The following is a 19,976-nucleotide window of genomic DNA, read 5'->3' as shown; positions in this document are numbered from 1 at the left end:
CCTGTTAACATACCGTAAGCAACGCATACATATACGAAAACCTTGAGCTTTCCGGCACCAGCAGCAGCAATTTTTCGCCCTTCTTTAATTTGCCGCTTTTAAACAATTCATGCACCATAAAATAAGCTGATGCAGCGCCCACATTGCCCAGGCTGGTTAAATTTACAAACCATCGTTCATAAGGTATGTAGCTGCCAAATACTGACATGATATCGTAAATCTTCGGCCTGAAAAATTCGCTCGACATGTGCGGTAAAAAATAATCTATATCCTCAATTGTTAAACCTTCGCGGTCAAATATCTTTTTCAGTTTCCTGCCGCCCAGTGGAACAATATTATCGCTCAGCAAAGCAATATCCTGTTTAATGCTCAGGATAGATTTAGTCATGATCTCTTCCGGTGAAAATTCAAGATAACTTTGTACAGTTCCATCCGCATCTTTTTCGCAGGCCATGTACATACAGGTTTCCATTTCGTTGGCATAGGAAACGCCTTCAATCCAGTCAATGCGCAGGCTTAAACCTCCATCATTAGGCTTATTGGTTAATAAAAAAGCAGATGCTCCATCACTCAGCATCCATCTTAAAAATTCTTTATCAAAACTGATGTACGGATTTTTATTAAGCTCTTCCAGCTTATGCGCTTCTTCATCAAAATTATTGGCTCTTAATGAAGCGGAAAACCGCTCAGAGCCTGCAGCCACAGCATTGGCTACTTCGCCTGCTTTAACGGCAAGGTAAGCATATTTAAAAGCATGCATGCCGGCGCAGCAAACACCAGACGGTGAAACCACTTCAATGGCTTCTGCTTCGGGCAGCCAGCCATGCACCATTACGCCATGCGAAGGCATCATCTGATCGGGTGAAGAAGTGCCGCAGGAAAGCAAATCAATTTCTTTTAATTTTCCGGGATCATCTTTAAATAAATCACGCACTGCTTCTGCAGTCATTTGCGCATTGGTATGCGTGGTTTTGCCGCCTTTTTCCAATGCGTAATACCTTGTTTTTATACCGTTATTTCTAAGTACGATTTTTTTTGATTTGGAAGGCTTGCCATTAATGTACCCGAGATACAATTCCATATCATCATTGGCTACAGGTTCGTTAGGCAGAAATAAAGAGGTGTTTGTAATATAAACTTCGTTCAGCAACATGGTCAATTCAGTTTTAAAAGCATTTCCTTCTTCCTGCGGATATGTTTGGATAAGAATGGTTTAAACAGGAGCGTATTAATTACCCAAACAACCGGCGCAGCTATAAACAACGCAATTAAAAGATAATATTTGAATGCAGCAAGCCAGAAGCTTTTATTCTCTTTTTTACTGATATGGTTTGCCCATAGCTTAAACATGATGCCGGCCTTACTTTCAATGAACATTAAATGATATTTCGGGTCAACCGCTTTTACATTAATAAATTCCTGCAGCAGCCCGTTCCATTCATTTTTTTCAAGATAAGGCAATGCCAGTTTTCCGAAGTTTTCCGTATGGGCAATGTCTTTATCAGATACGCCCGGTAAAGGAAAGAAGCCAAGGTAACGGGTCTTCCTGCCGCCAACCAGCCAGTGAAATATAGTGAAGATGCTAACGAGGTTCAGGTGCCTGTCAAACAACGCTATGGTGCCAACATGCCTGGCTTTTGCATTGATGAGCATCAGCTTTATTTTTTCAAAAGCATTCGTCCACATGTTTCTTACACCGGTAATGGTTATAACAGGTGTGTTGGCAATCACTTTCAAAAAACTTTCATCGTGCATTAAAGAATTAAAAGGAATGCTGGCTGATAAAAACCAGGGCTGGTAACCTAAAACGATCAAATCATATTTGTCGTATTGTAAGCTGAAAGGCTGCAGCGGTGCAGGTTTGGCCAATACACAATCGGGCATTACGCTGAAAAAACTTTTTGTCGCCCAGGGAAAAGGAAATTCATGCTGCATGTGAATTTGTACTTCATCAATGTCATGGCCCGCCTCAATTAATGGCTTGCAAAAATTGGCGATGATCTCTTTTAACTGGCCGGTTTGCGAATAATAAATCGCCAGGATCTTTTTACCCATTATTGTAGATTGGTTGTTTTTAGTGTTTTTGATTCTTTACTGTAGTCAATAATAATATTTTGTAACCCGGGCGATAAATTTCTAAAATTTTTTTCAATAAAGGCAGCGTCTGCTGCCAGTTCATCCCTGTATTTTACAATTTTAGGCGCATGTTCCTGTATTATCAGCCGCATAAAACGGTATTCGGTATTTGAGTTGTCGTTTTGTATAGCCGTTTCCAGTTTAATGCGCCCGTCTTTAAAAAGATCAAGTTTATTTTTGGAGCCCTTTACAAGCCCGGCTTTTTTCATTAAAAGCGTTCCTTCAAAAGCATCTTTATCTTTCAGGCCGGAGGCTTGCACAGCGGCAATTTGCTCATCAATAGCTTTAAGCGATTCAGATTTTACGGCGTTGTAAAACGCCTGCCTGTTTAAGTCTTTTGTATTGATGGCTTCTTTTTGAAAAAAGCCCGTAATAAACAACAATACGTATATAAACGTTTTCATAACTGCCTATTTAATTCAGATACTGTCAAAACCGGGCAAATTTACTTTAAGCGTCTTGCTTTAAATGATTGTTTATTGAATGAATGTTAAACCGGGTGGGATGTGAATGGCGGTAATTACGTTGAATATCCTTCGCCTTTGTATTGCCAAATATGGCCGGTGCATTGGCTGCAATAGTTTCTTTATCGTACTTCTCTGAAAGTAGTTGTAAGGCTTGTTTCCCCAAATCAAAAGCAATCCAGGGATTAGGTATTATATCGCTTAATTGCCTTGCAAAAAATGCCTCGTCAATTTCCAATGTGCCTTTGGTTTCATAATTGCTCGCAAAGGCGCAAAGACGCCATGTTTTATAAATTATTAACCACTCGTTTAATACCGTTTTTTATAAGTTCAACATTAAAATTAATCATAAGTCCAAGTTTTATATTCGTAAGGCGCAAATAAGTAAGCAATATTTTATAGTGAACAGGTGCAACCGTTTCAACCGATTTTAGTTCAATCATTAGCTTGTCTTCAACAATAACATCCGAACGAAATCCTAAATCCATTTTAACTTCTTCATACATAAACGATATGCCCTGTTGCCTCTTAAAATGCAACCCTGCTTTTGCTAGTTCATAACAAAGTGCTTCTTCATACACCGATTCCAGCAAACCCGGACCTAAAATCCTGTGTATTTTCAGGCAAAGGCCAACAACAATTTTCGCAAGTTCATTTTCTGTCATTTTCTGAAGTTTTTAATTTTCATCATTGCGTCATTGCGCCTTTGCGTGCCATTCATTTCTGTATTCTGTAAATTTCATACGGCAATTGGCAAAAATCAATTCTGTGTTCCAGTAATGTATAATCGTCAACATATTTTGCCGGGGCAAAAGCCAACCGTTGCTTGCCTGTATATTTCGGGAAATTACGTACACCGTCCAATGTTAGCGCATGTTGCTTTAACCAGTCAATGTTTGGCTCATAGAGTTCCTTTGTTTTTAGTTATGTATTTAACCTTTTCTTCCGCTACCTGCAAGGCCTTTAATGCTACTTCCTCATCCTCTACTTCATACACTACTTTGTCAGATAACCATGCTACCAATAAATCACTTTCCTTTACCTTAAAATATTCAGCAAGTTTCACCACCTGTTCACGGCTTGCATTACGTTGCCCTCTTTCAATTTTGCTCAGTATGGCCTGGTCAATGTCAAGATACGCTGCAACTGTCCGCAAAGGCAGTTCTTTGTTTTCTCTCAGCTTTCTTATTGTTGCACCTAAACTATCCATTTTTGAATGATTTTATCTTGACAGAAAATGTCAAATGTATAAATGCTGTTTTGTTTAGCAAAATGCAGGTTGTGGAAGTTTTCAACAAATGTTGACAGTTATTTGCCTGCGGGTGTTTTTGGGGTTTAACTTTCAGCAGGAATAACTTTCCACCAATGCCCGTATTTCCCGCATTCCCCATAAATTAATTTTTTTTTCGGTTATTTGCGCCCCAATCAATCATCTGTTTTGCAGGATAACAAACAATTTCAGGGCCTTTGGGCAGTGATCTTAGGCGGCTCCAGCGGGTTTGGCCTGGCGGCAGTTGAAAAACTGGCTGCGCACGGTATGAACTTAGCTGTGCTTTACCGTGAAACGGCTGTCATAGAAAAAACGGTTAGACAGGGTTTTGAAAAGATTGCTGCAACCCATAATGTAACCATCCTTCCTTTTAATATTAATGTATTGGAAGAAAGCGGCCGGCAAAAATTTGTGGATGCCTGCGCCGGAAAAATAAATGCACATACTGTGAAATTATTGCTGCATTCTGTTGCCCGCGGTAATTTAAAACCTGTTGTGGCGGCAGATGAAAAAGAAGCCATCACCACCGATGATATTGCTTACACAAGCTATGCAATGGGCAACAGCCTGCTCGATTGGGCGCGCCTGCTTTTTGATATCAACCTGTTTTGTGAAGAGGCCCGCATTATTGGTTTAACCAGCGCCGGCGCTCATAAATATTGGGAAAGCTATGCTGCTGTTTCCATAGCCAAGGCATCGCTGCAAAGCCTTGCAACTTATATGGCGGTTGAATTTGGCAAACTGAACATTAAAACCAACCTTATTGAAGCCGGTATAGCCGAAACACCTTCTTTAAAGAAGATTGCAGGCAATGACAAACTGGTGCAACACGCACAGCAATCAAATCCTTTAGGCAGAATGACCACACCAAAAGATGTGGCGGATGTAATTTATCTTTTATGCATGCCCGAAGCATCATGGATAAACGGCGCTGTAATTCATGTGGACGGAGGGGAGCACTGCCTGTAAAACAGAAAATATGTACGAAGAAGTTTTAGACCAGCTTCCATATAAATCATCCTTCCGTTTTGTTGATACCATCCTTTCACTGGATGAAAACGGCGTTGTTGGCGAATACACTTTGCAGCCGGATGCTTTCTTTTATGAAGATCATTTTCCCGGCAACCCGGTTACACCCGGCGTAATTCTTACAGAAATAATGGCGCAGATAGGCGTGGTGGTGTTAGGCGTTTATTTACTGATGAAAGAACCTTCATCCACCGGCGAAAACATAATCCCTTTGCTTACATCGAGCCAGGTTGATTTCTATAAAATGGTGCTGCCCGGCGAAAAGCTAAAGGTTGTATCTAAAAAACAATATTTTCGTTTTAATAAGTTAAAATGCACGATAGAAATGGTGAATGAAAAAAATGAAACGGTTGCAGGAGGAATATTTTCAGGAATGATGGTTAATAATAACCCGCTATGAGTAAACGCGTTGTAGTTACAGGAATGGGGGTTGTAGCGCCAAACGGCGTTGGCGTTCCGGCTTTTTTGCATGCGATTCAAAATGGTGTTTCAGGATTGAAATTCATGCCGCATTTCCGGGAACTGAATTTTAACTGCCAGGTTTGCGGTGTTCCTGATTTTCAGTTTGACGAGCTTAAAAATTACCTTTCAGAAGTAGCCTTTCACGGTTTAAAGGGCAGCACCATCGGTTATGCCATTAAGGCTGCCGCCGATGCCTGGGTGGACGCAGGCAATTCCATTAATACCGGTGAAATACACTGGGAGACCGGGTGCGTGTTTGGCAACAGCCTTGCCGATATGGAAATAATGAAACGGGTAATTACGCATGTTGATATAAAACAATCCCGCAAACTCGGCTCAAAAGTGGTAGAGCAGTTAATGAACAGCGGCGCCACCGCCAACATAACCGGCCTGCTCGGCATTGGCAACAGGATCATTACCAATTCGGCCGCCTGCGCTACCGGATCGCAGGCTATTTTAATGGGTTATGAATATATTAAAAACGGAACGGCCAAACGCATGCTGGTGGGCAGCAATGAATATATAGACAGTTATGTTTTTGCAGCTTTTGATGCCATGCGTATTCTCGGAAGAAAATTCAATGATGAGCCGGAAAGGGCATCCAGGCCCATGAGCGCAACAGCCTGTGGTTTTGTGCCTGGTTCCGGCGCTGCGGCATTGGTGCTGGAAGACCTGGATTTTGCGCTGGCACGCAATGCCACTATTTATGCCGAAGTGCTGGGCGGCGCTACCAATTCGGGCGGACAGAAAAAAGGCGGTTCGATGACAGCGCCCAACAGTGAAGGTATTGTTCGCTGCATAACTGATGCTTTGATAAATGCTGCGGTTGACCCTGCCGGTATTAATATGATCAGCGGGCATTTAACGGCAACCATGGCCGATAAAATGGAAATTGAAAACTGGAGCAAAGTGCTGAACAGGAGAGGAGACAACTTCCCGCTTATCAACTCACTTAAATCCATGATAGGGCATTGTTTAAGCGCTGCCGGTTCCATAGAAAGTGTGGCTGTAATATTGCAGCTCATGCATGGTTTTGTGCATCCCAACATTAACCTCGAAGATCCAAATCCTGAAATAACGGATATAGTAAGTGCAAACGTTTTACCAACAAAAAAAATAAATAAAGAAATTAATATTGCAGCTAAAGCTAACTTTGGGTTTGGCGATGTAAATGCCTGTTTAATTTTTTCAAAATTTAAAAAATAATGACGCGAGAAGATATTTTAGAGGAATTAAAAAAAGTTTTGGCATATTATACCCCGGATAAAGAAATGCTTAACTCTATTACCCCGGAAACCGATTTTGTAAATGATCTTAAAATAAATTCAGCTAACCTGGTTGATATTATTATTGAAGCAGAGGAAAAATATGATATTGAAATAGATATGGATGCCGCCGAAAGGATTCGTGATGTTGGCAGTTGTGTAGATGTTATACAGGAAAAAATAAATGAGAAAAAATAGTATTGGTAACGATATCATTGCTTTAACCAATACAGACATTCAAAGGGCCTGCAACCCGTGTTTTTATTCCAAATTTCTTACCAGCGAAGAACTGGCGCTTTTTGATAAGAATGGCTTTGCCATTCCATTTGTGCAGTTCGTATGGCTTTGCTGGAGCATAAAAGAATCTGTATATAAATTTCAGAAAAGATTGCAGCCTGAACTATTGCGGGGCGGCTGGAAAATACAACTGCAGGAAATAAATCCTTCTGCTACTCCGTCTTCTTTTTTCCAAAAGGATACTTTGCCGGAAAGTAATTTTATACCGGCCGGATTTTGCTATTCAAGCGTGGCCATTGTTAATGCAGAAAAATATTATTCCTGGTCAGTTATCACAACGGCGTTTATCCATACCATCACAGCCGGTAAGGGAGATTATGAAAATGTTCATTGGGGCGTAAAAAAAATTGATGGAGTGAATCGCAAAAAACAGTCGGCTGAAGTGCGGAAGTCTTTATTGCAAAAGCTCAGTTCACTGTATGGCAGCCATAACTATGAAGTTTTAAAAACATCCACAGGTATTCCTTATGTCAATCAATTCCCTCAAATACCGGTTTCGTTTACACATGATGATGCTTTTGTAGCGTATGCATTATTGTTGCCCAATAATAAAACAATGCGCACAGGTATTGATACTGTTTAATCGCATGAGCTGTTTTATGCGATTATTATAACAGGGAAACAAGCGATTTACTTACAAGATTTATTGCCACAAGTTATCCTGGCTTCCGATCCGTTATAATCAATTTGGCACGTGCAAAATAAAGGGTATGAGGTAAACGCGGTCAGACGCTTAAAAGCGTCAGGCCGGCACAGTGGAGCAATAATAAATTTACTGATGAACAGCCGCAACCAAAGCGGAAATGTGAAAGCAAGAATTGTTTCCATCAGCAGCGATGGCGGCGCAACCTGGGACACAACATATTTTGATGAAACCCTTATTGACCCGGTAAATCAGGGAAGCATTTTAAATATCGGTACCAAAAAAGCCCTGAAGAAAACAATAATGATTTTACAGCTTATTCCGATTTGGTAAAGCTAAACAAACATACAATTGGTGTATTGTACGAAAGGAATAGTTATAAGCAAATGTAAGCATGGGCACTCTTTATTTTAATGCTCTTAATAATGGTATTAGTGCTTGAATGCCTTCCGTTGCAGGTTTTTCAATCGCTACAAGATTATACAAAGAAGAATAGGGAATATGCTTGTCAATAATAAATTTCGGTACGGCTCGCGGTGCATAGCTGATTAAACCGGCAGCGGGATATACCACCAGCGATGTGCCTATCACAACAAAAATATCAGCCGTATAAGCAATTTCAGCAGCGCGTTCTATCATGGGCACTGGCTCTTCAAACCAAACAATATGCGGGCGTAATTGTGCGCCGTCTTTTGCTACATCGCCCAATAAAATATCTTTTCTTATTTCATAGATTAATGCTTCGTCAAGCTCGCTGCGCATCTTAAATATTTCACCGTGCAAATGCAAAACATTCGTGCTGCCTGCCCGCTCATGCAGATCATCAATATTTTGGGTGATGATATGTACATCAAAATCTTTTTCCAGTTCAGCCAAACCAAAGTGCGCCGCATTAGGCTCAGCCTTTAACACATCGCGGCGGCGCAGGTTATAAAAATCAAGCACTAATTGTTTATTCTTTTTCCAGGCACGCGGCGTAGCTACATCTTCAATATTATAGCCATTCCATAAACCATTGCTGTCGCGAAAAGTTTTTAAACCGCTTTCAGCGCTGATGCCGGCGCCGGTAAGCACCACCAAATTCTTCTTCATATTCATCAATAAAAATCAAATGCCTTTATTTAAGATTTAAACATTCAATATTCAATACGCAATAATTCCCGCCTGCCAAACGGGCGGGAATGTTCAATTGTAATGACGGCAAAAATGAGTATTGAATATTGAGCATTCCTGCCCGACTGATTCGGTCAGGCGGGGATTATTGATTATTTTTTTTCATTGTTGTCCGGATAACTTGGGCTAAAGCCCATTGTGCAAGGGTTTCAGATATATAACCCCAGACTTAAGTCTGGGGTTAGTAAAAGCAGGCCCATAAAGGGCTTTAGCCCAAGAGAAAATATTTTAGCCGGACAACAATGATGTTTTTATTAAACGACATTAAGTCAAAATTAAATAATCGTTTCGCTTAAAGGCGCATAGATATTTATTCCTTTGTTTGCCGGATGTATTGAAGAAGATTCATTAGTTAATAAACTCTTTTATTACTTTTAGCGCAATTATTGTTGTAACGATGAAACCGAGCATGATAATTTTTCTCACACAACCTGTCCCGAACCTGCTTCGGGAGGGGAATGCCTGCCTGCAGGCGAGGCAGGTACATAGCGAGGTTCCCTGCCCGACTGGCCGGTCAGGCGGGCATGAGACAACTGAAAAATCAAACTTGTACGAATGAAAAAATATTTCCTGCCTCTGTTCCTGGTTTGCTTCGCAACACAGTTCTCTTTCTCCCAGGACAAAAAAATATTCAATGAAACGACCGAACAAAAAACTGAACGCCTGAAATGGTGGACAGATGCACGTTTCGGCATGTTCATTCATTGGGGATTATATGCTTTGCCTGCCCGCCACGAGTGGGTAAAAAGCCATGAAAAGATTTCGGATTCAGCTTACCGGAAATATTTTGACAATTTTAATCCCGATGAATTTGACCCAAAGAAATGGGCGAAGGAAGCAAAAGCCGCAGGCATGAAGTATGCGGTGCTCACCACAAAACATCACGAAGGGTTCTGCCTGTTCGATTCAAAATATACTGATTATAAAGCAACCAATACCAAGGCGCACCGCGACCTTGTAAAAGAGTTTGTGGATGCTTTTCGTGCTGAGGGTATCAGAATTGGATTTTATTATTCTTTACTGGATTGGCATTATCCCGATTATACAGTGGATGATGTGCATCCGCAACGCCCGGCGGATAGTTTAAAAGGACAACAAAAAGATGATGCTTATACTAAATTGAATAAGGGCCGCGACATGAATAAATACAGGCAGTACCTTAAAGACCAGATAACGGAACTGCTGACCAATTACGGTAAAATAGATATTCTCTGGCTCGACTGGACATGGGGCCGCGATGATAAATATGGCAAGCATTCCGATGATTGGGATGCCATGAATTTAATAAAGCTGGTGAGGAAATTACAGCCCGGCATTATTGTGAACAACCGCCTCGGGCTTGAGGATGACGGTTATGCCGATGGCGGCGATTTTGTAACGCCTGAACAGGTAAAGCCAAAGGAATTGCTGAAATACAAAGGAAAATATTGGGAAACCTGCCAAACGTTCTCCGGCTCCTGGGGATATTACCGCGATGAAAATACCTGGAAGGATCAGAAACAATTGCTCGATTTATTGATTACATCCACAGCCAATGGCGGCAACCTTATTTTGAATGTGGGCCCAACGGCGAGGGGAGAATTTGATTATCGTGCCACAAGGGCTTTGGACAGCCTGGCTTACTGGATGCATGAAAATAACCAGGCCATTTATAACTGTACTTATCCGCCGGATCAATATAACCTGGCTGATTCTACTGAAAGGTTAACATACAATCCCGCAACAAAAAAATTGTACCTGCATTTTTTTAATTATCCTGCAAACGGAAAATATGTGCTTCCCGGTTATAACGGTAAAATCACCTATGCGCAGTTTTTGAACGACGATTCTGAAGTGCCGTTTACAGTAGCAGCTAATGGTACGGATTTAATATTGAAGCTTCCTGAAACAAAGCCACCTTATGAAGTGCCTGTGGTGGAACTGATATTAAAATAAACGTACGTTCAGGATAACCCAAGCCTTCAGGCTTGGGACTAAAGAAATGTTCTATAAAAAGGCTTTAGCCTAAGTATCGGCAGATGCACTTGGGCTAAAGCTGATTAAAAATCGTTGTCCCGAACTCCTATGTAAAATAAAGCTTTGCTTTTTCTCATTTATTTTTGACAGGATGGAAACGCAAGGCAAAGGCAACTATATTCTTGCAAAGAGCCATAGGCTCGATTCAATTTTGTAAAGCCGTGCTTTAGCGCGGCTATAGATGGGTTTCTATAGAAATGAGTGCCGTCGGCACGTGCATAATGTAACGGGCCTGCGGCCCTCAACGCATTTTGGTGGTTTCTCAAACGGGTTGAAACCCGTTTTTACCATATTTTCTCGAGGCTATGCCTCTTTTTTATGACTTAAAGCATACGAATGAAAACAGACATACTCGCTTTTGGCGTGCATCCTGATGATGTGGAACTGGGCTGTTCCGGTACTTTAATCAGCGCTGTGGCGCAGGGAAAAAAAGTAGCGGTGGTTGATCTTACCCGCGGTGAACTGGGTACCCGCGGCACGGCTGAAACACGCGATATTGAAGCTGCGAATGCTGCTAAAGCAATGGGCGTTCATGCAAGGGAAAATCTTGCAATGGCCGATGGATTTTTTCAGAAGGATGAAGCGCATATAAGAAAGGTAATAACCGCCATAAGAAAGTACAGGCCTGAAATTGTTTTGTGCAATGCGCCGGAAGACAGGCACCCGGATCATGGCAGAAGTTCGGAACTGGTTGCCGATGCGGCTTTTCTTTCCGGCCTGCGGAAAATTAAAACGGAATATGAAGGCAAAGAACAGGCGCACTGGCGGCCATCCTATATTTTTCATTACATACAGGACCGTTATTTAAAGCCTGATTTTCTGTTTGATATTTCTGATGCCTACGAGCAAAAAATAAAAGCGGTGTTGTGCTATACAACGCAGTTCAATACAACTGATGCCAGCGAGCCGGAGACCTATATTTCCAACCCTGATTTTTTAGATGTTATAAGAGCAAGGGCGCTTATGTTTGGCAAACGCATAGGCGTAAAATATGCCGAAGGATATTTAACCACAAAGATGATAGGCATTAAAAGCTTTGATGCATTTATACAGCAGGTAACATGATGTAGTTATGAAAGGTTTAAATAGCTTGAAATAATGCATAACTTTTTTTGCGCAAACGTTTGAAATGCATATCTACATCATTGTGCTTTAAATTTGGTAATTCACAACGATGCCTGCAAAGCTTTATTGATACATCTTTATTTTCAAAACCAATGCAGAAGAAAAATTTGTTTAAAGCCGTTTATCTCATTATTGTAACCCTTATTTCCTTTTCGGCATCGGCACAGCAGAAGCATATATTCAGCCTTGGAAAAGAAGCATTCCTGCTCGATGGAAAACCATATCAGATAATAAGCGGCGAAATGCACCCGGCGCGTATTCCGCATGCATACTGGCGGCAGCGCATACAGATGGCAAAGGCTATGGGCTGCAATACCATTGCGGCTTATATTTTCTGGAACTACCACGAAACTTCGCCCGGCGTTTTCGATTTCAAAACAGGTAATCATAACATAGCTGAATTTATAAAGATATGCCAGGAAGAAGGTATGTGGGTATTGCTGCGCCCCGGCCCGTATGTATGCGCCGAGTGGGATTTCGGCGGCCTGCCAACATCTCTTTTAAAAATACCTGATATAAAAGTCCGCTGCCTTGACCCGCGCTATATGAATGCTGTAACGAAATATGTGCAGCAGCTTGCAAAAGAAGTGGCACCATTGCAGTGCTCCGGCGGCGGCCCCATTTTAATGGTGCAGGTGGAAAATGAATATGGCAGCTATGGCAACGATGAAGCCTATCTTGAAACATTAAGAAAGCTATGGCTGGATAATGGCATCAATGTTCCTTTTTATACCGCCGATGGCCCAACGCCTTATATGCTTGAAGCCGGCAATGTTTCAGGCGCAGCCATTGGCCTGGATAGCGGCGGCAGCGATGCTGATTTTGATGAAGCCAAAAAACATAATCCCGATGTGCCGGCATTCAGCAGTGAAACCTATCCCGGCTGGCTTACACACTGGGGCGAGAAATGGGCAAAGGTGGATACGGCTTCTATTGTAAAAGAAGTAAAATGGCTGCTCGATAATAAAAAATCATTCAACCTCTATGTAATTCATGGCGGCACCAATTTTGGCTTTACGGCAGGCGCCAACGCATTCAGCCCAACGGCTTATCAGCCTGATATTACAAGTTATGATTATGATGCGCCGATAAATGAACAAGGCCGGGCAACGCCTAAATATTATGCATTGCGTAATCTCATCAGCCAGTATGTAAGCTATAAAATTCCTCCTGTTCCTGCTGCAATCCCCACTATTGAAATACCGGCTATAAAGATGGAAAAATTTGCCAGTATCTGGAATATGCTGCCATCGCCCATACAATCGCCGCAGCCAAAACCGTTTGAAGATTTTGATCAGAACCAGGGCTGCATGTTGTACAGAACAACTTTAACCGGCCATAAAAGCGGCACGCTTACCATTACCGAGCCACATGATTATGCACTGATATTTTTAGATGGAAAATTTATTGATACCATTTTTCGCGAAGGCGGCAAATGGAGCGTAAAACTTCCGAAAACGGATAGTAAAAACCCGGTGCTGGATATATTGATGGAAGGCATGGGCCACATCAATTTCGCACAGTACATGATAGACCGCAAAGGTATTACCGACCGTGTTACTTTAAACGGCATGACGCTGATGAACTGGCAGATCTATCCTTTGCCTTTGGATGATAAGTTCATTGTATCCGTAAAACAAACATCTCTTGATGGCCCGGCAAAAGGCTTGTTCTTTAAAGGCAAATTCAATTTAAGCGCAGCCGGCGATACGTATTTTGATATGAGCCAATATACAAAAGGCAATGTGTATGTGAACGGTCATAATCTCGGAAGATATTGGAGTGTTGGCCCGCAGCATAGTTTATATTGCCCGGCATCGTGGCTGAAGAAAGGGGAGAATGAAATTGTGGTGTTTGATTTATTGCAGGAAGAAGCGGCGGATGTAAGCGGCGTGAAAACGTTGAATTAATTTATTCGTCAAATGTCAACCAATAATGTTTACTTAAGGTTTAATTTTTGAAATATTCAGTCATCAATATTCAATATTCATTTTGCTAAGCATTCCTGCCCGTCCGGCAGGCGGGGATCGTTGTATTATTGAATATTGAGTGTTTTCTTAACTAAACAACATCGAAATGTGAATAAAAGAAAAGATTTAAAGTGTGTTAGAAACAGTGATCAGATTTAGAAGTTTTCACGTTTGACGATTCACGTAAAAAAAATCACGCTATAAAACCTTACAAATGGAAAGACGGAAATTTATACACAACACTGCAATGACAACAGCGGCTTTTGCAATGGCATCCAAAGCTGCATTTGCCGCACCGGCAGACAGCAAAGTGAAAATTGGTTTAATCGGCACAGGCCTGCGTGGTATGAGCCATTTATCGCTGCTGCTGCGCAGGGACGATGTGGATGTGGTGGCAATGTGCGATATAGATGCGAAGATGCTCGACCGGGCAAAAGGCATTGTAACCAAAAGTGGTAAGAAAATGCCTGAGATATTTACAGGTAATGTATATACGTGGAAAGATATGCTGGCAAAAACCCAGTTGGATGGCGTAGTGATCGCCACGCCATGGGAATGGCATAACCCGATGATGCTGGGCGCTATGGACGCCGGTATAAAATATGTGGGCTGTGAAGTGATCATGGGCATTACACTGGAAGACCACTGGAACCTGGTGCGGGCTGCCGAAAAACACAATGCGCATGTAATGATGCTGGAAAATGTTTGTTACAGGCGCGATGTTATGGCTGTTTTAAATATGGTGCGGCAGAATATGTTTGGTGAACTTATTCACTTGCAGGGCGGTTACCAACATGATTTACGCGGCGTGAAATTAAATGATGGCAAGGACGGTGGTGTGGGTGCTGAGTTTGGCGAAAAAGGTTTTAGTGAAGCCAAATGGAGAACCAACCATTCTGTATTCCGCAACGGCGATCTGTATCCCACACATGGCATTGGGCCCGTTGCCAACTATATCAACATAAACCGCGGCAACCGTTTTCTTTCTTTATGTTCTTATGCCACCAAAACGAGGGGCCTGCATAATTACATTGTAAAAGTGGGCGGCGAAAATCATCCTAATACAAAAGTGCGTTTTAAACTGGGCGATATTGTTACTACCATGATTCATTGCAATAACGGCGAAACCATTTTATTGCAGCATGATACCAATTTACCCCGGCCTTATTCGCTTGGTTTCCGGGTGCAGGGCACAGAAGGCTTATGGATGGATGTGAATCATAGTATTTACATACAAGGCAAATCAAAGGAAGAAGATGCGTGGGATGATGCGCAAGCATGGCTTGATAAATACGACCATCCTTTATGGGCTAAATATAGCAGCGATGCAAAGGGCGCCGGCCATGGCGGCATGGATTTTTTTGTGGTGAATGCTTTTGTTGAAAGCATTAAGCGAAAACAGCCTACACCGCTTGATGTATATGATGCGGCGGCATGGAGCGCCATTACACCTTTAAGCGAACAATCCATTGAGCTGGGCCAGCAAACTGTGGAATTTCCTGATTTCACCGGTGGCCAATGGATGTACAGGAAGCCGGTTTTTGCATTGGGTGATGATTATTAGATTGCATTAATTTCTCCTGTAAATTTTATTGTTTTTTTTGACAGGAGTAACCTTTGGTGAAATTTTTCATGCTTGTTTTGTGTAATCTTCGCATAAAAAATTTCATGCCGGTTTGGTTTATATAACCGAAAAAAGGCTGCCTCAAATTGAATCATTCCTTTTTATTTAATGCACCTGTATAAATTGATGAATCAACAAAGCATATTTCTTTAATAATTTTGCACAATGCTTACTACTGAACAACCGTCGCATTACAGGCATCTTGAGGAAATGCAGGTTAAAGAAATAATTGAGTATATAAACGGGGAAGATAAAATGGTGGCCTTTGCAGTTGAAAAAGCTTTGCCCCAGATTGAAAAATTGATAGAAGCCATTGCAGATAAAATGCTTGCCGGCGGCAGGCTGTTTTATCTGGGTGCCGGTACCAGCGGCAGGCTTGGTATTTTAGATGCGAGTGAATGCCCGCCCACTTATGGTGTGCCTTACGATCTTGTGCAGGGCCTGATTGCCGGCGGCTTTAGCGCCATTGTCCGGGCAGCGGAATTTGCAGAAGATGATACAGAGCAGGGATGGATTGACCTGAAAGAAAAAAATATTTCAGATAAAGATTTTGTAGTGGGCGTAGCCGCCAGCGGAACAACGCCGTATGTGATTGGCGCTTTAGCGCATTGCAAAAAAAATAATATTGAAACGGGTTGTATAACCTGCAATGCCGGTTCGCCGCTGGCTGCTGCCGCAGATTACCCGGTTGAAGTGATAACGGGGCCAGAATTTGTTACGGGCAGTACACGCATGAAAGCAGGCACAGCGCAAAAAATGGTGCTGAATATGATCTCAACCACCGTGATGATACAATTAGGCCGCGTGGAAGATAATAGCATGGTAAACATGCAGCTGAATAATGAAAAGCTTATTGACCGCGGTGTAAAAATGCTGATGCAGCAGGCAAATATTAAAGCCTATGCTGAAGCGAAAGATTTACTGGTAAAAGAGGGCAGCGTAAAAAAAGCAGTTCAATCCATTCATAAAGACTGACCTGTTTTTCTTATACGTGATCTTCAATTTTAATCATCTTAACCGGATGCGCATAGCTTAAAAACTATTGCTGTAACATCAGCTCTGCTCTCAGCAAAGCCTGCAGCTTAATAACAGACTCTTCTTTCCCGCATAAATCTGCCAGCGTCATTTTATCCAATACCTGATCGAGGGTGAATTGAATTATTTTCCATAGCGAGCGCGCCGAGCAATCAACAGAATTGGTGCAAAGATTTAAGGCCCCAATATGTGCAGCGCAAAATTCTTTATCAAACAAAGCGCCGCCAAGGGTTTTTAAAACCTGGTTAACGTTAATTTGAGAAGTGGGCCTTGAAAGTACATAACCGCCTTTTTGCCCGGGCGTGCTTTTTAAAAAGCCGCCTAACCGCAACTGCCGCGTAAGCTTGGCCACATAATGCGGTGTTAAGCCTTCGGCTTCACTTATTTGCGGTATGCTTAAACCATTTTCATCGCCGCATCTTGCAATGCGAATGAGAATGCGGATGCCATATTCTTCCTGTGCGGTTATTTTCATTTTTCATTTAGTTTAAAAGTTCACTTGTTCACAAGTTCACGAGTTGTTTTACAACTCGTGAACGCGTAAACTTGTAAACTCGTGAACTATTGCTGTTGTTCTACAGACAGCGGATCAACGTCATACGTTGAAATAAAATACTGCCTCAATGCTTCAACAGCCGCATCCTCATTTTCTTTTGTGCAAACCTTACTGTACTCCTGCATCAATGCATCAGCAATATCGCCGGCTGCGCTTCTTTCAATCTGGTAGCGATGCAGGATGAATACCAGCTCACCATCTTTAAACAATGAAATGGTTGGCGAGCTTGGTGTAATGCCCGGCAAATATTTTGAGCGAAACAATGCCACTGCATCTTTTTCCATACCTGCAAACAAAGTCAGTTTTTCATCAGGAACCACTTTGCCAAACAGGGAAAGCAATGCACCCGGCCTTGCTACCCTTGCACCGCAGCCACAAACAGAATTTAATACCACCATTTTTACCTTGCCGTCTGTTACGCCCAGGGCCTTGTCCACATCTTCTGCTGTAAGCAACTGGGTAAAGCCATTATCCGTAAGTTCCTTACGAAATGGTGCGGCTATTTGTTCAGGATATGAAGGGCCATTGTTGCCCATCAAACTATCTACGCTTATCTGTGCCATAAATTTATGAAGCCCATCCCTAAATCCCTTCCCTACAGGAAGGGACTTTGAAGAGCGTTTTGTTTTTATTGTTTAAAAATATATAAGAACTTGTTTTGCTTTTTAATAATCAGAGGCCTTTAAACTCCCCTTTAAGGGATGAGAGTTACATAAAACCCAAATCTAACTGTGCAGCTTCACTCATCATACTTTTATCCCACGGCGGGTTCCATGTTACAGAAACATGCACATCGTTCACGTCTTCAATCTCTCTCACTTTCTGGTCCACTTCAACGGGAATGCTTTGTGCAGCCGGGCAACTTGGCGCCGTTAACGTCATTGTTATTTGCACGTTGTTGATTGGTAACACATCCACGTTATAGATTAGTCCCAGATCATAAATGTTCACCGGAATTTCCGGGTCATATATTTCCTGGAGTTTTTCTATTACTTTTTCTTTTAATTGTTCTTCGTTCATAACCTCACCCTTGTTCCCTCTTTATATAAATAAGAAAGAGGCCAGGCTTTTGTTTAATAATTTATTTTCTGCTACCGGTCAGACGCTTCAAAACGTCTGACCGCGTTACACCTTTCAACTATTCAACTTCACGCTATATGCCAGCGCATAATGCTTCATCTGTTTCACCATCGAAAGCAAACCATTGCTGCGGGTTTGCGCCAGGTGGTTTTTCATGCCTATTTTATCAATAAATTCAAGCTTTGCATCAATTATTTCCTGCGGCGTATGACCGCTTAAAACCCTTATCAGCATGCTTACCAGCCCACGAACAATTACCGCATCGCTATCTGCTTTAAAGTATATCCTTCCGTCATGTTCCGCTGCAATTAACCAAACCTGGCTCTGGCAGCCTTTTATTTTGTTCTCGTCAATCCTGAACCGGGTATCTAAAGGTTCCAGCTTTTTACCAAGGTCAATGATATATTCATATTTATCTTCCCAGTTATCAAATAATGAAAACTCATCTGTGATTTCGTCTTCTGTTTCCTGTATGGTTTTCATTTAGCTGTTAGCTGTTAGCCATTAGCTAATAGCTTTTTTATTTTTACTTTAATGTTTCAAGTTTCTTCTTTCTTCCCTTTAGGGGATGGGGGCTTTACTTCAGCATTTTCATTGCCTTCCCCACACCTTTCACCAATTCATCCACTTCTTCTTTCGTATTGTACATGGCGAAAGAAGCACGTATCGTTCCCGGAATTTCAAACCTATTCATCAAAGGCTGGCAGCAATGATGGCCTGTTCGTACAGCAATGCCATAATTATCTAAAAGAATTCCCATGTCCTGCGGATGAACGCCATCTACTATAAACGAAACAACACTTGTTTTGTGTTTGGCTGTTCCAATCAGCCGCATGCCATCAATTTTTGATAGCTGCTCCATTGCATATTTTGTGAGCATTTCTTCATGCCTGCGGATATTTTCCTTGCCCACCGCCTGTACAAAATCAAGCGCCGCCTTAAAGGCTACTGTGTCTGCAATATTCGGCGTGCCGGCTTCAAACTTATACGGTAATTCGTTGTACGTAGTTTTATCGAATGTTACTTCTTTAATCATTTCACCACCGCCCATGTACGGCGGCATTTCTTCCAGCAATTCTTTCTTGCCATATAATACGCCGACGCCGGTTGGCCCGTAAATTTTATGACTTGATATAACGAAGAAATCACAATCCATAGCCTGCACATCTATATTTAAATGAACAGAAGATTGTGCCCCATCTACTAATACAACCACGTTATACTGATGTGCTATATCAATAATTTCTTTTACAGGATTGATGGTGCCCAGCGAATTGGATGCATGGACTATCGAAACAATTTTTGTTTTGGGTGTGATAAGCTTTTCAAATTCACTTATCATTAATTCACCATTATCATCAACGGGGATAACTTTCAGCTTTGCCCTCTTCTCTAAACACAACATTTGCCACGGAACAATATTGGAATGATGTTCCATGCCGGAAATGATGATCTCATCGCCTTCCTTAATATTTTGCCTGCCATAAGTGGCTGCTACCAGGTTAATGCCTTCTGTTACGCCTCGGGTAAAAATGATCTCCTCGCGATATTTTGCGTTAATGAAGTCTTTTACCGTATCACGTGTGGCTTCAAATGCAGCCGTAGCTTCTTCCGCCAATGAATGAATACCGCGATGGATATTGGCATTATACTGATGATAGTATCGTACCAGTGCATCAATAACAACCTGCGGCTTTTGCGCTGTTGCCGCATTATCAAAATACACCAGGTTTTTTCCTTTTACTTTTCTTTCAAGCACAGGAAATTCTTTGCGTAATGCTGCCACATCAAAAGGTTTTATATCTGTTTCAATTGAAGTCATAATTCAATT

General features: G+C 41.8%; 23 protein-coding genes. 11 read left to right on the top strand and 12 right to left on the bottom strand.

What is annotated here, in order from left to right; all coding sequences use genetic code 11:
• Positions 1-4 precede the first annotated feature (4 nt).
• From QM629_RS04970 to QM629_RS04945, 6 genes are all read right to left on the bottom strand, one after another.
• Positions 5-1,153, bottom strand: coding sequence for a beta-ketoacyl-ACP synthase III (locus QM629_RS04970; protein WP_415157807.1), 1,149 nt, complete (start codon positions 1,151-1,153; stop codon positions 5-7).
• Between the two features lie 2 nt (positions 1,154-1,155).
• Complete coding sequence (locus tag QM629_RS04965) at positions 1,156-2,055, bottom strand: hypothetical protein (RefSeq protein ID WP_415157805.1); 900 nt, start codon at positions 2,053-2,055, stop codon at positions 1,156-1,158.
• Complete coding sequence (locus tag QM629_RS04960; RefSeq protein ID WP_415157803.1) at positions 2,055-2,540, bottom strand: hypothetical protein; 486 nt, start codon at positions 2,538-2,540, stop codon at positions 2,055-2,057. Before QM629_RS04960 ends, QM629_RS04965 begins: the two co-directional genes overlap by 1 nt.
• Positions 2,541-2,586: 46 nt before the next feature.
• A complete protein-coding gene (locus QM629_RS04955) occupies positions 2,587-2,838 on the bottom strand; it encodes a hypothetical protein (RefSeq protein ID WP_415157801.1) in 252 nt (83 codons plus the stop codon).
• 49 nt (positions 2,839-2,887) lie between these two features.
• Positions 2,888-3,265: a GxxExxY protein gene (locus QM629_RS04950; protein ID WP_415157799.1), complete on the bottom strand. Its 378-nt coding sequence runs from the start codon at positions 3,263-3,265 to the stop codon at positions 2,888-2,890.
• A gap of 236 nt (positions 3,266-3,501) precedes the next feature.
• Positions 3,502-3,810, bottom strand: a complete 309-nt coding sequence (locus tag QM629_RS04945; RefSeq protein WP_415157797.1) for a helix-turn-helix domain-containing protein — start codon at positions 3,808-3,810, stop codon at positions 3,502-3,504.
• A 204-nt stretch (positions 3,811-4,014) separates the two neighbouring features.
• Here QM629_RS04945 and QM629_RS04940 point away from each other — a divergent pair, with 204 nt between their 5' ends.
• The 6 genes from QM629_RS04940 (at position 4,015) to QM629_RS04915 (ending at position 7,899) form a co-directional block, all read left to right on the top strand.
• On the top strand, positions 4,015-4,839 hold the full coding sequence (locus tag QM629_RS04940) for an SDR family oxidoreductase (RefSeq protein WP_415157795.1): 825 nt from the start codon (positions 4,015-4,017) through the stop codon (positions 4,837-4,839).
• Between the two features lie 10 nt (positions 4,840-4,849).
• Positions 4,850-5,299: a 3-hydroxyacyl-ACP dehydratase FabZ family protein gene (locus QM629_RS04935; protein WP_415157793.1), complete on the top strand. Its 450-nt coding sequence runs from the start codon at positions 4,850-4,852 to the stop codon at positions 5,297-5,299.
• Entirely contained in the window at positions 5,296-6,567 is a 1,272-nt protein-coding gene (locus tag QM629_RS04930) for a beta-ketoacyl-[acyl-carrier-protein] synthase family protein (RefSeq protein ID WP_415157791.1), read from the top strand. Before QM629_RS04935 ends, QM629_RS04930 begins: the two co-directional genes overlap by 4 nt.
• A complete protein-coding gene (locus QM629_RS04925; RefSeq protein WP_415157789.1) occupies positions 6,567-6,824 on the top strand; it encodes an acyl carrier protein in 258 nt (85 codons plus the stop codon). The genes QM629_RS04930 and QM629_RS04925 overlap by 1 nt, the downstream gene beginning before the upstream one ends.
• Entirely contained in the window at positions 6,811-7,506 is a 696-nt protein-coding gene (locus QM629_RS04920) for a 4'-phosphopantetheinyl transferase superfamily protein (RefSeq protein ID WP_415157787.1), read from the top strand. Before QM629_RS04925 ends, QM629_RS04920 begins: the two co-directional genes overlap by 14 nt.
• A 195-nt stretch (positions 7,507-7,701) precedes the next feature.
• A complete protein-coding gene (locus tag QM629_RS04915; RefSeq protein ID WP_415157785.1) occupies positions 7,702-7,899 on the top strand; it encodes a hypothetical protein in 198 nt (65 codons plus the stop codon).
• Between the two features lie 72 nt (positions 7,900-7,971).
• On the opposite strand, the gene QM629_RS04910 is transcribed toward QM629_RS04915, so the two are convergent.
• On the bottom strand, positions 7,972-8,658 hold the full coding sequence (locus tag QM629_RS04910) for an SIR2 family NAD-dependent protein deacylase (protein WP_415157783.1): 687 nt from the start codon (positions 8,656-8,658) through the stop codon (positions 7,972-7,974).
• Positions 8,659-9,294: 636 nt separating this feature from the next.
• Between QM629_RS04910 and QM629_RS04905 the strand changes: the two genes are divergently transcribed.
• The 5 genes from QM629_RS04905 to murQ all read left to right on the top strand — a co-directional run bounded on the left by QM629_RS04905 (position 9,295) and on the right by murQ (position 16,449).
• Positions 9,295-10,674 carry an alpha-L-fucosidase gene (locus QM629_RS04905; RefSeq protein WP_415157781.1) on the top strand — a complete coding sequence of 460 codons (1,380 nt, stop codon included), beginning with the start codon at positions 9,295-9,297 and terminating at the stop codon, positions 10,672-10,674.
• 417 nt (positions 10,675-11,091) lie between these two features.
• On the top strand, positions 11,092-11,820 hold the full coding sequence (gene bshB1, locus QM629_RS04900) for a bacillithiol biosynthesis deacetylase BshB1 (RefSeq protein WP_415157779.1): 729 nt from the start codon (positions 11,092-11,094) through the stop codon (positions 11,818-11,820).
• 152 nt (positions 11,821-11,972) lie between these two features.
• Positions 11,973-13,790: a glycoside hydrolase family 35 protein gene (locus QM629_RS04895; RefSeq protein WP_415157776.1), complete on the top strand. Its 1,818-nt coding sequence runs from the start codon at positions 11,973-11,975 to the stop codon at positions 13,788-13,790.
• A gap of 274 nt (positions 13,791-14,064) precedes the next feature.
• Positions 14,065-15,414, top strand: coding sequence for a Gfo/Idh/MocA family protein (locus QM629_RS04890; RefSeq protein ID WP_415157774.1), 1,350 nt, complete (start codon positions 14,065-14,067; stop codon positions 15,412-15,414).
• Positions 15,415-15,639: 225 nt separating this feature from the next.
• Complete coding sequence (gene murQ / locus QM629_RS04885) at positions 15,640-16,449, top strand: N-acetylmuramic acid 6-phosphate etherase (RefSeq protein WP_415157772.1); 810 nt, start codon at positions 15,640-15,642, stop codon at positions 16,447-16,449.
• A 64-nt stretch (positions 16,450-16,513) separates the two neighbouring features.
• Here the strand turns inward: murQ and QM629_RS04880 are convergent, their stop codons facing one another.
• The 5 genes from QM629_RS04880 to QM629_RS04860 form a co-directional block, all read right to left on the bottom strand.
• Positions 16,514-16,984, bottom strand: a complete 471-nt coding sequence (locus QM629_RS04880) for an RrF2 family transcriptional regulator (protein WP_415157770.1) — start codon at positions 16,982-16,984, stop codon at positions 16,514-16,516.
• 86 nt (positions 16,985-17,070) lie between these two features.
• On the bottom strand, positions 17,071-17,628 hold the full coding sequence (locus QM629_RS04875; RefSeq protein ID WP_415157768.1) for a BrxA/BrxB family bacilliredoxin: 558 nt from the start codon (positions 17,626-17,628) through the stop codon (positions 17,071-17,073).
• Positions 17,629-17,773: 145 nt separating this feature from the next.
• On the bottom strand, positions 17,774-18,085 hold the full coding sequence (locus QM629_RS04870; RefSeq protein ID WP_415157766.1) for a DUF59 domain-containing protein: 312 nt from the start codon (positions 18,083-18,085) through the stop codon (positions 17,774-17,776).
• A 114-nt stretch (positions 18,086-18,199) separates the two neighbouring features.
• Entirely contained in the window at positions 18,200-18,628 is a 429-nt protein-coding gene (locus QM629_RS04865; protein WP_415157764.1) for a SufE family protein, read from the bottom strand.
• A gap of 94 nt (positions 18,629-18,722) precedes the next feature.
• The gene (locus QM629_RS04860) at positions 18,723-19,967 is read right to left on the bottom strand and encodes a SufS family cysteine desulfurase (protein ID WP_415157762.1); all 1,245 of its coding nucleotides are present in this window, start codon (positions 19,965-19,967) and stop codon (positions 18,723-18,725) included.
• Positions 19,968-19,976: the final 9 nt, after the last annotated feature.

This window comes from Parafilimonas sp. (assembly GCF_047606085.1).
Lineage (GTDB): Bacteria > Bacteroidota > Bacteroidia > Chitinophagales > Chitinophagaceae > Parafilimonas.
The sequence above is the reverse complement of the archived record's forward strand: the minus strand, read 5'-3'. Positions and strand labels throughout refer to the sequence as shown.

What these genes read in the sequence shown, in the direction of transcription:
- QM629_RS04970 (WP_415157807.1), bottom strand. Translation starts at nt 1,153, where the DNA reads ATGTTGCTGAACGAAGTTTATATTACAAACACCTCTTTATTTCTGCCT.
- QM629_RS04950 (WP_415157799.1), bottom strand. Translation starts at nt 3,265, where the DNA reads ATGACAGAAAATGAACTTGCGAAAATTGTTGTTGGCCTTTGCCTGAAA.
- QM629_RS04895 (WP_415157776.1), top strand. Translation starts at nt 11,973, where the DNA reads ATGCAGAAGAAAAATTTGTTTAAAGCCGTTTATCTCATTATTGTAACC.
- QM629_RS04965 (WP_415157805.1), bottom strand. Translation starts at nt 2,055, where the DNA reads ATGGGTAAAAAGATCCTGGCGATTTATTATTCGCAAACCGGCCAGTTA.
- QM629_RS04960 (WP_415157803.1), bottom strand. Translation starts at nt 2,540, where the DNA reads ATGAAAACGTTTATATACGTATTGTTGTTTATTACGGGCTTTTTTCAA.
- QM629_RS04910 (WP_415157783.1), bottom strand. Translation starts at nt 8,658, where the DNA reads ATGAAGAAGAATTTGGTGGTGCTTACCGGCGCCGGCATCAGCGCTGAA.
- QM629_RS04915 (WP_415157785.1), top strand. Translation starts at nt 7,702, where the DNA reads ATGAACAGCCGCAACCAAAGCGGAAATGTGAAAGCAAGAATTGTTTCC.
- QM629_RS04865 (WP_415157764.1), bottom strand. Translation starts at nt 18,628, where the DNA reads ATGAAAACCATACAGGAAACAGAAGACGAAATCACAGATGAGTTTTCA.
- QM629_RS04905 (WP_415157781.1), top strand. Translation starts at nt 9,295, where the DNA reads ATGAAAAAATATTTCCTGCCTCTGTTCCTGGTTTGCTTCGCAACACAG.
- QM629_RS04890 (WP_415157774.1), top strand. Translation starts at nt 14,065, where the DNA reads ATGGAAAGACGGAAATTTATACACAACACTGCAATGACAACAGCGGCT.
- QM629_RS04870 (WP_415157766.1), bottom strand. Translation starts at nt 18,085, where the DNA reads ATGAACGAAGAACAATTAAAAGAAAAAGTAATAGAAAAACTCCAGGAA.
- QM629_RS04875 (WP_415157768.1), bottom strand. Translation starts at nt 17,628, where the DNA reads ATGGCACAGATAAGCGTAGATAGTTTGATGGGCAACAATGGCCCTTCA.
- murQ (WP_415157772.1), top strand. Translation starts at nt 15,640, where the DNA reads ATGCTTACTACTGAACAACCGTCGCATTACAGGCATCTTGAGGAAATG.
- QM629_RS04880 (WP_415157770.1), bottom strand. Translation starts at nt 16,984, where the DNA reads ATGAAAATAACCGCACAGGAAGAATATGGCATCCGCATTCTCATTCGC.
- bshB1 (WP_415157779.1), top strand. Translation starts at nt 11,092, where the DNA reads ATGAAAACAGACATACTCGCTTTTGGCGTGCATCCTGATGATGTGGAA.
- QM629_RS04925 (WP_415157789.1), top strand. Translation starts at nt 6,567, where the DNA reads ATGACGCGAGAAGATATTTTAGAGGAATTAAAAAAAGTTTTGGCATAT.
- QM629_RS04860 (WP_415157762.1), bottom strand. Translation starts at nt 19,967, where the DNA reads ATGACTTCAATTGAAACAGATATAAAACCTTTTGATGTGGCAGCATTA.
- QM629_RS04920 (WP_415157787.1), top strand. Translation starts at nt 6,811, where the DNA reads ATGAGAAAAAATAGTATTGGTAACGATATCATTGCTTTAACCAATACA.
- QM629_RS04945 (WP_415157797.1), bottom strand. Translation starts at nt 3,810, where the DNA reads ATGGATAGTTTAGGTGCAACAATAAGAAAGCTGAGAGAAAACAAAGAA.
- QM629_RS04930 (WP_415157791.1), top strand. Translation starts at nt 5,296, where the DNA reads ATGAGTAAACGCGTTGTAGTTACAGGAATGGGGGTTGTAGCGCCAAAC.
- QM629_RS04935 (WP_415157793.1), top strand. Translation starts at nt 4,850, where the DNA reads ATGTACGAAGAAGTTTTAGACCAGCTTCCATATAAATCATCCTTCCGT.